The sequence below is a fragment of the Streptomyces sp. NBC_01214 genome, from assembly GCF_026340975.1.
In the GTDB taxonomy this organism is placed as follows: Bacteria; Actinomycetota; Actinomycetes; order Streptomycetales; family Streptomycetaceae; genus Streptomyces.
Genome location: NZ_JAPEOS010000003.1, coordinates 1643661 through 1655799 on the forward strand (window position 1 = coordinate 1643661; position 12139 = coordinate 1655799).

Annotated in this window: 10 protein-coding genes and 1 pseudogene; 6 read left to right on the forward strand and 5 right to left on the reverse strand. The window is 69.0% G+C overall.

The window, feature by feature from the left end:
• Window positions 1-216 precede the first annotated feature (216 nt).
• A complete protein-coding gene (locus OG594_RS43850; RefSeq protein WP_266608094.1) occupies window positions 217-612 on the forward strand; it encodes a hypothetical protein in 396 nt (131 codons plus the stop codon).
• Between the two features lie 146 nt (window positions 613-758).
• On the opposite strand, the pseudogene OG594_RS47255 reads toward OG594_RS43850, so the two are convergent.
• The 4 genes and pseudogenes from OG594_RS47255 to OG594_RS43865 form a co-directional block, all read right to left on the reverse strand.
• Window positions 759-888 (reverse strand): annotated as a pseudogene (locus OG594_RS47255) (IS630 family transposase); the annotation flags it as partial.
• Window positions 889-1295: 407 nt separating this feature from the next.
• Window positions 1296-2117, reverse strand: a complete 822-nt coding sequence (locus OG594_RS43855) for a GNAT family N-acetyltransferase (RefSeq protein ID WP_266608095.1) — start codon at window positions 2115-2117, stop codon at window positions 1296-1298.
• A 177-nt stretch (window positions 2118-2294) separates the two neighbouring features.
• Window positions 2295-3197, reverse strand: a complete 903-nt coding sequence (locus OG594_RS43860) for an aldo/keto reductase (protein WP_266608097.1) — start codon at window positions 3195-3197, stop codon at window positions 2295-2297.
• Window positions 3198-3347: 150 nt separating this feature from the next.
• Window positions 3348-3794 (reverse strand): hypothetical protein, encoded by a 447-nt coding sequence (locus OG594_RS43865; RefSeq protein ID WP_266608099.1) that lies wholly within the window; start codon window positions 3792-3794, stop codon window positions 3348-3350.
• 194 nt (window positions 3795-3988) lie between these two features.
• On the opposite strand from OG594_RS43865, the gene OG594_RS43870 reads away from it, so the two are divergent.
• The 4 genes from OG594_RS43870 (at window position 3989) to OG594_RS43885 (ending at window position 8480) form a co-directional block, all read left to right on the forward strand.
• On the forward strand, window positions 3989-4864 hold the full coding sequence (locus OG594_RS43870; protein ID WP_266608101.1) for an alpha/beta fold hydrolase: 876 nt from the start codon (window positions 3989-3991) through the stop codon (window positions 4862-4864).
• A 292-nt stretch (window positions 4865-5156) separates the two neighbouring features.
• The gene (locus OG594_RS43875) at window positions 5157-5609 is read left to right on the forward strand and encodes a DUF5959 family protein (RefSeq protein ID WP_266608103.1); all 453 of its coding nucleotides are present in this window, start codon (window positions 5157-5159) and stop codon (window positions 5607-5609) included.
• 361 nt (window positions 5610-5970) lie between these two features.
• Window positions 5971-6441: a hypothetical protein gene (locus OG594_RS43880; protein ID WP_266608104.1), complete on the forward strand. Its 471-nt coding sequence runs from the start codon at window positions 5971-5973 to the stop codon at window positions 6439-6441.
• A 638-nt stretch (window positions 6442-7079) separates the two neighbouring features.
• Window positions 7080-8480 carry an MFS transporter gene (locus tag OG594_RS43885; protein WP_266608105.1) on the forward strand — a complete coding sequence of 467 codons (1401 nt, stop codon included), beginning with the start codon at window positions 7080-7082 and terminating at the stop codon, window positions 8478-8480.
• A gap of 205 nt (window positions 8481-8685) precedes the next feature.
• On the opposite strand, the gene OG594_RS43890 is transcribed toward OG594_RS43885, so the two are convergent.
• Complete coding sequence (locus tag OG594_RS43890; RefSeq protein ID WP_266608107.1) at window positions 8686-9039, reverse strand: hypothetical protein; 354 nt, start codon at window positions 9037-9039, stop codon at window positions 8686-8688.
• Between the two features lie 385 nt (window positions 9040-9424).
• Between OG594_RS43890 and lanL the strand changes: the two genes are divergently transcribed.
• The gene (lanL, locus tag OG594_RS43895) at window positions 9425-12121 is read left to right on the forward strand and encodes a class IV lanthionine synthetase LanL (protein ID WP_266608108.1); all 2697 of its coding nucleotides are present in this window, start codon (window positions 9425-9427) and stop codon (window positions 12119-12121) included.
• Window positions 12122-12139 lie beyond the last annotated feature (18 nt).

A 12139-nucleotide genomic window follows, 5' to 3' on the forward strand; every position in this document is an offset into this window, starting at 1 on the left:
AGCACTACTAGTTTCTTGAAGGAACGTTTCAGCCTGCTGAATGGGGTAGCCAAGGCGACTCCGACGCCGTGAACACACCAGCCACCACACGATCGTTCCACTGCGCCCGGCACACGTCCGGCACAACATCGCGAATGCTCCATCCTCCCCTGACGCCCCGCGTAGGCCGCGCCGAATCCTGTAGAAGCGCCCGCATTCAGTCTCTAAAGTCAGCGCATGGCCACCGAGGACGAGCACGCAACTCACCCCGACATCGCCGCGATGCTCACCGACCAGACGAGCGCGTGCAAGGCAGCACGCGACGCCATCGCCGCCGGCGGCGAGGTACAGGTCTCGGACGGGGAGGTGCCCCACTGGATGGTTCACGGCATCGCCGCAACGAGGCTGAAACGGTCGTTGAAGCGCGGCCTGCCGAAGACCCTCGGCCTCGACGAGACCGTTGACATCCTCGCGCGGCACCGCGGCGAGCAACTACGGACCGGGACCATCCTCGCAGCAGACGGGCTCTCGTTCTTCACCCTGTACTTCGACGCCACCGGGACCGAGCTCTTGGCGTGCAGCGGTGTCCAACGCTCTCCGACGCCCAGTACGAACGACTCGTTGGAGCCCTGAGGTGATCCGCAGCGCGGACCCACTGCCTGACCGCAGCCACCACCACCTGCGGAATCTCGGCTTTGAGTAGCAGGCCATGGCTACGTTCGCCCTGTCGCGACGGCGCGTAGGCACCGATCGTCGGCGTGGCGGTTTCGCCAGATGATGTCGGGCAGCGTGAACGTCTTCGGGCGGCCGCCCTTGTACTTCGGATACAGCGAGTCGAAACCGTCGGTGTTGGGTGTTGAAGTTGTGGATCACATCGCGTACCCGGTCACCGCTGGTGAAGGACACCTCGGGGGTAGGTGACGACCGACGCCCAAGTACCTCACTCAGACCGGTTGTCCCGTGCTCTGAGGGCTGCCTCCAGTCGGGCGATGTCCTCGGCGTCCTTGGTCCGTCGAGGCCTGGAGGGATCCCAGATGGGCATCATCCGCTTGATCTCGATCTGGGCCTGTGGACTGACGATCGCACATTCCAGACCACCGATACGGCCCGGCCCGGCATTGAGCATTCCCTCGGGCCAGGGCGCACCGGCCCATGGGCCCCCGGCGACCACCACACGGCCGGCCGTGTCCCGGTCCAGGGGCGTAAAGCTGTTGTCCCACCCGTCCTTGGAGAAATCGAGCTGCAGGTCAGGCGGCGGTCCTGGGACCGGGTCCTCCGACGCAGCGAGCGCAAGAACGCAACCGCCGAGGAGATCATCACCAGACACGGCGACTCTGCCCCGTTGCAGCGCAATCGGCGGAAGAGCCACGATGCTGACCCGCGTCGTTGCCATGCCGCCCGAGAGGGACGTCGCCAAGCCGAACGCTGAGTTGGGCGCCCAGCTCGTGGAACCCCAGAGCTACGGCCACACGCTGTGATGGTTGGAGCCGCGCTCTCCACTGCGGCAGCAACCCGGCACCGAGGGCATGGGCCACTGCTGCGGACGCCACGGCCCGGGACAGGCGCCGGCCCCGACAGTGCGGGCTCACCAGCACACTCAGGTGGGCAACCGACTGCGGCCAGGAACGGTACCCGGCTGCGGCTACCACTGCATCGCCCCGGCGAAGGCAGAACGCGGGTGAAGAGATGTCCTCCAGACCGCTCTCGCCGGCCTCCTCCTCCCCGGCCAGGGCCAGCAGCGCGGCCAGGCCGCGATCACCGATCGGCAACTGCTCGACGTCGGTTCCTCCATGCGCAGGAAGAAAGTCCTCCCGGCCGAGATAGAAGAGCGAAGCCGGCCCGAGAACATCGAGAACGGGCAGCACCGCACGCAGACGAGCGATGTCAACGACCTCTTCGTGGGTCATCTTCTTTGTGGCGTCGTCCACCATCCTGGCGGCCTGCACGCTCGGCGCAGTGACGAGGGCGGCGTCACCGATCCGCACGAACCCGGTCCACGAAGGCGGACACAACTGCGACCCGGGCGCGACCACGACTTTTGCCCCTCCTGAAGGAGCCGGTGGACAGAACTCGACTGGCGCGCCCGCCAGCTCCGCCCAAAGCTCGCGGGCACGCAGGAGTAAGGGATCGTCAGCCATGGCCGCATCCTGGCGTCTCAGCAGCCGGGGCGCGACCAGATTCCTCCCGGACAGCCGTACTGCACAACTCAGACCAGCCGTGACCGATTGAGTGCCCGCCACATCGCATGAGATGCGATGAGGAGCTGCCAGCTTGCACGAGACCGGACAGCATCCGGCTCGGTAGGCATGCGCGTGTCAGCTCGGTAGTGCGGCTTCGAGTTCCACCAGTTCTGCTGCCTCCAGTTCGATCTCCGCGGCCCGGGCCGAGTCCTGGATCGAGGCCGGGCGGCTTGCTCCCGGTACCGGGATGACCCTGGGGGAACGGGCCAGGAGCCAAGCCAGTGCGATCTGCTGCGGGCTGACGCCGCGCTCGGCCGCGACGCGGTGGAAGGCGGTGCCGACGGAGGTCGGGCCGGACGGGCCGGACGGGCCGGACGGGCCGTCCAGGGAGCTGCGCGAGATGCCGCCCAACGGGCTCCAGGGTAGGAAGGCCAGGCCGAGTCGGGTGCTCAGCTCCAGCGCGGGTTCGGTTTCGCGAACGGCGGGAGAGTACCGGTTCTGTACGGAGACGAGCGCATCTCCGAGGATGGCGTGCGCTTCCCTGATCTGCTCGGTGGACACGTTGGAGATGCCGGCGGCACGGACGGTGCCGGCGTCGAGGAGCTCGCGCAGCGCGCCGACCGATTCTGCCCAGGGCACATCAGGGTCGGGTTTGTGCAGCTGGTACAGGCCGATGGCTTCCAAACCCAGGCGCTTGAGGGAGCCTTCGGCGGCGCGCTTGATATGGGCCGGAGTACCCGTGACGGTCCAGCCGCCGTCCCCGGAGCGGCCCCGGCCTCCTTTGGTGGCGATGAGGACGTTGGATGTGTCGCCGCTGTAGCGGGCGAGGGCGCGGGCGATGAGGAGTTCGTTGTGACCGCGCTCGTCGGCGTGCCAATGGTAGGCATCGGCCGTGTCGATGAGCGTGACGCCGGCGTCGAGGGCTGCGTGGATGGTCGCAACGGCTCGTTGTTCGTCCGGCCGGTGCTCGATGGACAAGGGCATGGCACCCAAGCCGATCGCGCTGACGCGGGTCTGTCCCAAGAGGCGGTATTTCATCTGGTTCTGTTCTCCGGTGTGGTTCAGAGTGGCGGGGCTGCCGCGCCGGGCGGCCGGTGGGCGGCGGACGGCGCGGGAGAGTTGACGAGCATGGGCTTGGCGTGGCGCAGTGGCCGGCACCGCTTTCCCTTGACGGCCGCCAGGATGCGGTCAGTTCGACGTACCTCCGTAGACGTGCACGTGTGCGGAGTCGCGCTCCTCGAAGCGGATGTCGACCCGTAGGTGGTCGGCGCTGTCGTCCCCGGGGCCGCCCGCAGGGGCGGAGGGCCGAGAGCAGAGATCGGCATTGACGCAGTCACTCGTCACCCGCGCGTCGGGATACGTGCTGCGCAGCCATGCTTCCGCCTCTGTTCGTGGGGCCTGGAAGTCCATGTTGTACCAAGTGGTCTGCCACTGGCCCCTCGTGCACTGCCTGTTCCGTGCGGTCCCGGGAGGTTGGGCGGTTTGGAGGAAGTGGATGGCTTCACCGCAGGAGACCGGGTACTTCCCGTCCAGTTCCAGGTTGGCCTGGTACAGCCACCAGCTGGCGGACGTCAGGGCGGTCACCACTGCTCCGGCCGAGAGCCAGATCGCGATCCTTCTGCGCTGCGTGGACAAGGGAACTCCCAAAAGATGATCACTGAACATGTTCAATGATGCGTCTCGACTCCGGTTCGGTTCCGCGCTGGTCCTGGTCGGGCGTCAGGCGGTGCGCCGTCCGGTGGGGCGGGCCGGTCGTCATGTGGGGTGGTCCCGTCGAGCGTGGCGGACGGGTATCGACCTCGCAGCGGCCATGGACATAGCATGTACTCATGAGTAACTTAATGGATGCGGCCGATCCGTCGGTCACTTTCGTCCTGGTCCATGGATCGGGCAGCAATGCCTACGGCTGGTCTCCCGTAGCGGCCGAACTGGGCCTGCGCGGGCACCGCGTGGTCGCGGTCGACCTGCCCGGCCACGGCCCCGGCGCCTACCTTCCGCTCTCGTACCAAGCGCCGCAGGACCTGGAGCGGCTGCGCACGGAGCCCTCCCCGATCGCCGGGACGACCCTGGCCGACTGTGCCGCACATGTGGCCGCGGTGGTGCGGCGGGCACATCGCAACGGCCCGGTGGTCCTGGCCGGCCAGAGCCTGGGGGGTGTCACCGTGAACGCGGCGGCCGACCTGGTGCCCGAGCTCATCTCGCACCTGGTGTACGTCTCCGCCCTGTGCCCGTCGAAGCGGGCCTCGGTGAGCGAGCTGATGGCGACCCCGGAAGCGGCCACGAGCTACATCTTCAAGATGACCCCCGTCCCCACCCCTCCGGAGCTCGGGGTCACCCGGGTCAACTGGCGGAGCAACGATCCGGCGTTCTTCCAGATCGCCAAAGAGGCGATGGCGGCCGACTACTCCGACACCGAGGTGAGGGCCATGCTCAACATCCTCGAACCGGACGAGTCGGCCGCGATCGGGGCGTCCGACGGTCGTGGTCTGGCGCACAAGTGGGGTCGAATCCCGCGCACGTTCGTGCGGTTCACCGAAGACCGGACGCTCCCACTGGCCCTCCAGGACCTGATGATCCGGGAGGCTGACGAGACGACCCCGGACAACCGCTTCCGCGTACGGTCCTTGGCCGCCCCGCACATCGGCCCCCGCGACCCGGCGCTGCTGGCGGACGAACTGGAGCGGGTGGCTCGACTCTGCCGCTGAGCAGGAGGCGCGTCTCCTCGTCGGAACCCGGCCAGTAGCCGTTCCCGGCACAGGTCCGGCGCAGGTCCGGCGGCGGTCGAGACCGCCGCCGGAACGGGCCCCCTCGTAGCGCGCCTCCAGCTCGTTGACCGCATGCGCGTCGGTCAGCTCCCGCGGAAACGTGTGAACTCGTTGGCCTCGTCGGGGTGGTCCTTCAACCAGAACGGGGCTAGGACAACCTGGTTGTGTCACAAAGAGCGGTTCAGCAGCATGAGCCCTGACAGATGTCGGTGAGCGGAGCAGAGGGTACGCAGTGGATTTGATCAGCCTCTCGGATGGCGACAACAGCTTCCGGGTGAGGGTGCTGGGGCGTAGCTCAGCGGGCTTGCTCCATCTTCACGACCGGCTCGACGCGGAGGTCCTCGTCACGAGCAGCTTCGTCACCGGCCGCTTGGCCATGACGCTGATCCCTTCCGACCTGGAGGACTGGTCGCGGGCGCTGGACGAACTCGCTGGCGGGCGCGACGTCTGCTGGAGGGACGACGATCACAGCCCCGAGATCAGAATCCAGCCGCGCAACGAAGAGCACGGGTGCGTCGCTGTCCGCGTGGAAGATCTCGGCATTTCGTGCGCCTCCGTCTTCCTTCCCATGGGCCTTCAGGACGGATGGATCGACGAACAACGGAGGCTTCTCGAGCTGGTCCGCAAGCAGTGGCCGAGCGAGGTCCTCGAGTCCTCACCGGGTGTCTACGAGTGGCGGCGCTGACCTGCTGCCGACCGGCGCCGGCAGATGATGACGCATCCGAGGGTGGGGAGGGCTTCGCGGACGGTCGTACGAGTTCGCGAACACCCGCAGTACTATCCCGCTGACCTGCGCAGACGCGATCACACGCCGACGGGTCATCAGATCGGGTTCTAGCACGGTGTTCCACTGCTTCCACTGCTTGCGCTGGATCCTTGATCTTGGTCTCTGCCCCCACCCGGAAACCGGCTGTCACGGCGGGGCCGGTGCGCGCTGGCGCAACCCCGTCACCGGAGGCGTCGCGTACCTCGCCATCCGCCATCCGCCATCCGCCGTCTGCCGACCCCGCCGCCGAATCCGACTACCCGAAAGGACCCAACGCCTGATGTCCCTATGGACTTCGATCGTTGCCGTGCTCGGTACCCTCGCCGGTGCCCTGACCGCCGGACTCCTCCAGCACCGTTCAGCACGCACCGCCCGCGCCGAGGAGCGCGCGGACAGCCACCGCCAGGACCAGCTCGGCGCCGTCACCGACTTCGCGGCCGCCCTGGACGCGCACCGCTCGGCGATGTTCCATCGGGAGCGTCTGGCCCTGGCCGAAGCGGGTACCGAGCACCAGCTGGAGGCCCAGACGAGGTCCCACGACACCCGGGCGGCCATCACCGCGCCCCACATCCGCCTTCAGGTCCTGGTCCCCGAGCTGGCCGGCCCCGCTCAGCAGGCCGCAGATGCCACGTACGCGCTGCGCAAGGCTGCCGACCGGACCGAGCTGGACGCCCAGCGGCATGCAGCCAAGGAAGCATCCGGCACGTTCATTGCCGCGGCTGCAACGCTGCTGAGTCCCAGCAACCGATGACCGGAGCTCGGTGTGGGGGAGTCGTCGGCGACGGCGAACTCGGCGCCGCGGCTGGCTCCCAGACATCAAGAGCCGGCCAGCTGAGGCACTCCCGCGCCTTCCTCGCCGACACGACCCGAACTGGCCCCCGCCTGCTGCCTCAGCGAGACCCGGGGCGACACGGCATGACCACCACCGCCAAGGAGCCTGGCACCGGCCCCATCGGCCCCATCGGCCCCACCGCCCGTGCTGTGCGGATCCGTACATGCCGCGGCACGGAGTCTTGGGACCGCCGCCCGGTGGGGAGCCGCAATCGAGGTCGAAGTCAACCCTGTCCGCCCGCCCTCCGCCGGTGGGGAGGGCCTGAGTAGGGCGTGAAGCGGCAGACCAGGGCGAGACTCCAGCCGCCGTGCTCGTGTCGCGGACCGTTCCCCGGGCCGGCGCCGAGAGCGGGTGCCGGGCAGTCGTCGTCACCACGCGCCGCCCCTGCACCACAACCGGGCCGCCTCGACGACACGCCCAGGTGAACGAACGCCCCCAACGCCCTGCCCGCCGCGGCGGCCGATCGTGGGTACTGCACGAGCCGGCCGGGCCTGCGAGCGCGCCGGGCGCGTCGGGCGGTGCCACGATGGTCGGAAAGATCGAAGGCGGGCGGTGGCATGAGCACATCCGCACAGGCGGATCCGGGCAGGGGGCTCTTCTCCGGGCGCGACCGGGCGGTGATCGCGGCCGCGGCCATCTCCATGCTGCTGGTGCAGATGGACTGGTTCGCCCTCAACCTCATGCTCCCCGTCATCGCCCGCGACTTCGGCACCCCCACCACGGATCTCCAGTGGCTGGTCAGCGGCTACATGCTCGCTCTCGGCGCCCTCATGATCACGGGTGGTCGGGCCGCCGACCTGCTCGGCCGGCGGCGCGTCCTCGTCACCGGGCTGCTCGGCTTCGGCGTCGTTTCCGTCGTGTGCGCTGCCGCCCAAAACACCGCGTGGCTCACCACGGGCCGGGTCGTCCAGGGATGCACGGCCGCCCTGATCTTCCCCGTCTCCGTCGCGGTGGTGACGGCCTACTTCCGCGACGCCCGCCAGGGCCGGGCCGTCGCCACCGTCCTCGCCTTCAGTGCCATCGGCACCGCCCTGGGCCCCTTCATCGGAGGTGCCTTCGCCGAACACGTCAGCTGGCGTGCCGTGTTCCTGCTGAACGTGCCCTTCTGCGTCGCCGCCACCGTACTCATGCTGCGCTACGTCCCCGAGACCCGGGACGAGGAAGCCGCCCGGGGCCTGGACCTCCCCGGGGTCATCTCGCTCGCGGCCGGGCTGAGCGCAGTCATGATCGGGGTGGACCAGGGCCAGCACTGGGGCTGGAGCTCGCCCGCGACCCTGGGCTGCTTCGTCGGCGGGGCCGCGCTCCTGGCCGTGTTCGTACGACTGGAGCGGCGTACCGCCGAACCCCTCCTCGACCTCGCGCTGCTGCGCAACCGCCCGTTCGTCGTCATCACGCTGGCCGGCTCGCTGTCCAACATCGTGTACTGCCTGGTCGCGGTGCTGTCCGCGCTCTACCTCCAGCAGGCCCGCGGGCTCTCCCCGCTCGACTCCGGACTGGTCTTCCTGTCCCTGTCCGTCGGAGCCGGAGCCGCCAGCTATGGGGCGGGTCACCTCGCACAACACAGGCGCCCCGAATCGCTGATGGCCGCAGGGATGCTGCTCTGCGGCGTCAGCCTGTTCGCCCTCACTTGGGCCACCTCGCTCGCCCTCTACACTGCGATCTTCGCCGTGGTCGGCCTCGGCGTGGGCCTCGGCTGGGCACTGACCAATGTGGCCACCCAGTCCTACGTGCCCGCGAACCGGCTCGCCGCCGCTTCGGGCCTCGTCCTGACCTCGTTGGTGTTGCTCGGAGCCGTGGCGGTGGCCGTGGCCTCCACCGTGCTGGAAGTGATCAGCGGCTCCGCAGGCAGTGCGGCCTCCGACGGCCCCGCCATCGAGTTGGTCCTTCGTGCCGCCGCCCTGCTCTCGTTGCTCGGGGCGGCCGCACTGGGGGTGCTCGTGCGCCGGGTCAGGGTCTGATACGGCGGGCGGGCACCGCCCCGTTCGCGCCGGTGCCCTCACCCCGCTGCCCTCGCCCCGCTGTCCCCGCCCTGGTACCGCAGGTCACGCGGTGTGCCGTGCGCGAAGGCAGTGGCACCCCGTGGCGGGATCCGGTGCGCGGATCCGGCCCGGGGCGGCCGCGTCCGTACCGCTGCGCAGGCGCACGCGACCGGGCGCACGTTCGTCATTGTGCGCCGGTGTCCCCCCAGCGCTCGGCCCGGGCCGACATGCGCGCACCGCACGCCTCGCCCGCATCGGCCACATCAGAGGTCGCCAGATGCATCGCCAAACCCGGAAAACCAAAATTCGTCAATTGAGTCATTATCCGGCGACCCCCGAAGTGTCGTTGAATATTAAATAGTGTGAGTAGATGCAGCTCACGTTGCTGATCGTGGAGGTCTTGCTGCTTCGATTCGCACCCCTTCGCTGGTTGGGGCGATGGCGGAATCGAACTCTTTTCCGCGGGGCGGGCGAGGGGGAGGCTGTACGGCGGAAGTTCGGGCCGATAGCTTTCGCCGTGGTCGCAGAAGTGGCTCATGGTCAATTCATCGTTCGATCCACTCCAGGGAGTCAGCTGTGACTAAGGTGAGAGCGGCGCCCCCTGTTGCCGCACGTGAAGGGGCTGTTGGGGGAGGCGGGGTCAGTGTTTTCCGCAGTTGACCTGAATCGATACAGAACGCCCTGTGGGATTCGGGACGAAACAACTATCCGCCTGATGAAACCAGCCATTCCATCGAACGCGTAGAGCATTTCGGGCTCGTTGATATCTGCGCGCCTCACATTGCGCCGGACTGCACCAACTTTCGTCGCAACAACACCATGCGCTCGTGGAACCGAGCAACTTCCATCGAGTTCAAGGTGTACGTTTCTTCGTGCCGAAGGCATATTTTGACCAGCGGTTTTCGCCGTTGAGAGGGACGCGCATGACGAGTCAATCGACCGAAGTCGACCTCGAAATTCTGCTCCGCCAGGCGCTACAGGACACGGGTACGGAAGCGCGTTGGACGATCGACGCGGACGACATGTGGTGCCGCCTCGTACGAGAGTCGGAGTCGGGTACGAGGCGCCGGCAGGGCTGGAAGTTGCACGTGTCCGCCACGGCCGCTTCCGCACCGGAAGTCCTCGCGAAGGCTCTCGACGTGCTGCTGCGCGAGGAGTCGGGATTCAAGTTCGTCCGCTTCCTCGAGCAGGTGAGCGCGCTCAACTCCCGTGCCACGCCGCGGGGGAGTTCGGGCAAGTTCATCACCGTCTACCCGTCCTCGGACGACGACGCGGCCCGAATAGCGCTGGAGCTGCACAGGGCCACGGCCGGACTGGCCGGTCCCCGGATCCTGTCCGACCAGCCGTACGCCCCGCACAGCCTCGTGCACTACCGCTACGGCGCCTTCATCGGCCGGCGGCAGCTGTCGGAGCAGGGCCTGCTGGTGTGGTGCATCGAGGACCCCGACGGCAATCCCGTAGAAGACAAGCGCACCGGCCAGTACTCCCCGCCCTCCTGGGCGGTCAGCCCCTTCCCCGCCTCGGTGCCGCTCCCGCCGCAACAGGAGAAGAAGGCGAGTGGCCCCGTGCTGCTGAGCGGCCGGTTCTCCGTAAGGGAAGCGATCCGCCACACCAACAAGGGCGGCGTGTACCGGGGCACGGACGTCACCACCGCCGCCCCTGTGGTGATCAAGGAGGCCCGGCCGCACGTCGAGGGCGACGCATCCGGATCCGACGTACGCGACTGGCTGCGGGCCGAGGCCAGGACGCTGGAGAAGCTCAAGGGCACGGGACTGGCACCGGAACCGCTCGCGATGTTCGAAACGGGCGGGCACCTGTTCCTCGCCCAGGAAGAAGTGCCGGGCGTGCCCCTGCGCACCTGGGTCGCCGAACGCATGCGCGACGTCGGAAGCGAACGCTACCGAGCGGAGGCGCTGGCCCAGGTCGGACGTCTGGTGGACCTGGTCGCCGCGGCCCACGCCCACGGCTGCGTACTGAGGGACTTCACTCCCGGCAACGTCATGGTCCGCCCCGACGGAGAGCTGCGCCTCATCGACCTGGAGCTCGCCGTCCTCCAGGACGACGTCCCGCTCCCGACCCAAGTGGGGACCCCCGGCTTCAGCGCCCCCGAGCGCCTGGTGGGCGCTCCCGTCTCCCCGACCGCGGACTACTACAGCCTCGGCGCCACCGTGTGCTTCGTCCTCGCCGGAAAGGTACCGAACCTGCTGCCCGAGGAGCCGGCCACCAGGCCCGCGGAGCAGCGGTTCGCCGAGTGGCTGAGCGCCTGCGCCGGAACGCTGCGGTTGCCGGACGGTCTGCCGGAGATCATCCGCGGGCTGATGAAGGACGATCCCGGCGAGCGCTGGGACCCCGCGAGGGCGCGCGAGGCACTCCGCGAGACGGAGCCGGCACGACCGGCACGACCGGCGCGACCGGCGCGTCCCGCCGCCGGGCCGGAGCCTACGGTCGACCCGCACCCCGCGACGCAGGCCGCGGTCACCGGGATGGTGAACCACCTCGTCGATTCGATGACCCCGACCGACGACCAATGGCTGTGGCCCGTGTCCACCCTGGCCGGAGAGACCGACCCCTGCACCGTGCAGCAAGGTGCGGCAGGCGTTCTGGCAGTCCTGACACGGTACTTCGAGCTCACCGGCGACCCACGGCTGCCGGACGTGATCTCCACCGCGGGTCACTGGATCGCCGCCCGTACCGACACCCGCTCCATACGCCCGGGGCTGCACTTCGGAGGCCGCGGAACCGCCTGGGCGCTGTACGAAGCCGGACGCGCCATCGACGACCGCGCGCTCACCGGCCACGCGCTGGCCCTGGCGCTGGCCCCGCTGGAGTCGACACCCAGCCACGACATCACCCACGGCTCCGCGGGCAGCGGCCTCGCCGCCGCCCACCTGTGGCACCGTACCGGCGACCCGCGCCTGGCCGAACTGGTCGTCGACGCAGCCGACCGGCTGGCTGCCGCCGCACAGCCCGAACCGTCCGGCGTGAGTTGGCCCGTCCCCGCCGAAGCCGTTTCCGAAGAGGCCGGCAAACGCTATCTGGGCTTCGCGCACGGAACATCGGGCATCGGCTGCTTCCTCCTCGCCGCCGCCGACATCTCCAACCGTTCCGAGCACTTGGAGCTGGCCGTCGCGGCAGGGGAGCTCCTGGTGGCCCACGCCGTCATGGTCGGCCCAGCCGCCCAGTGGCCCGCCCAGGCGTCGAACGTACCCACGGCCCCGTACTGGTGCCACGGCTCGGCGGGCATCGGCTCCTTCCTCGTCCGCCTCTGGCGGCGGACCGGGGACAAGCGGTTCGGCGACCTCGCCCGCGGCGCGACCCACGCCGTCGTCGAGCGTGCGTCCCGTGCCGCTCTCGCCCAGTGCCACGGGCTGGCGGGGAACGGCGACTTCCTCCTCGACATGGCCGACGCCACCGGGGACCCCGCCTACCGTGCGATGGCCGAGGACCTGGCCCGCCTCCTCGTCTCCGAACGGGCCCACCGCGCCGGCCACGTCGTCTTCCCCAACGAGTACGGGGACGTCTCGACGAGCTGGAGCGACGGGTCCGCAGGAATCCTGGCGTTCCTCCTGCGGACCCACCACACAGACTCCCGGCACTGGATGATCCAGCAGCCGGGCTGAGCGACGGGAACCCCTGTC

Bases quoted from the DNA above. Each gene is read 5' to 3' on its own strand.
- OG594_RS43880 (WP_266608104.1), top strand. From the start codon at position 5,971: ATGTCCCTATGGACTTCGATCGTTGCCGTGCTCGGTACCCTCGCCGGT.
- lanL (WP_266608108.1), top strand. From the start codon at position 9,425: ATGACGAGTCAATCGACCGAAGTCGACCTCGAAATTCTGCTCCGCCAG.
- OG594_RS43850 (WP_266608094.1), top strand. From the start codon at position 217: ATGGCCACCGAGGACGAGCACGCAACTCACCCCGACATCGCCGCGATG.
- OG594_RS43870 (WP_266608101.1), top strand. From the start codon at position 3,989: ATGAGTAACTTAATGGATGCGGCCGATCCGTCGGTCACTTTCGTCCTG.
- OG594_RS43855 (WP_266608095.1), bottom strand. From the start codon at position 2,117: ATGGCTGACGATCCCTTACTCCTGCGTGCCCGCGAGCTTTGGGCGGAG.
- OG594_RS43890 (WP_266608107.1), bottom strand. From the start codon at position 9,039: ATGAGCCACTTCTGCGACCACGGCGAAAGCTATCGGCCCGAACTTCCG.
- OG594_RS43885 (WP_266608105.1), top strand. From the start codon at position 7,080: ATGAGCACATCCGCACAGGCGGATCCGGGCAGGGGGCTCTTCTCCGGG.
- OG594_RS43860 (WP_266608097.1), bottom strand. From the start codon at position 3,197: ATGAAATACCGCCTCTTGGGACAGACCCGCGTCAGCGCGATCGGCTTG.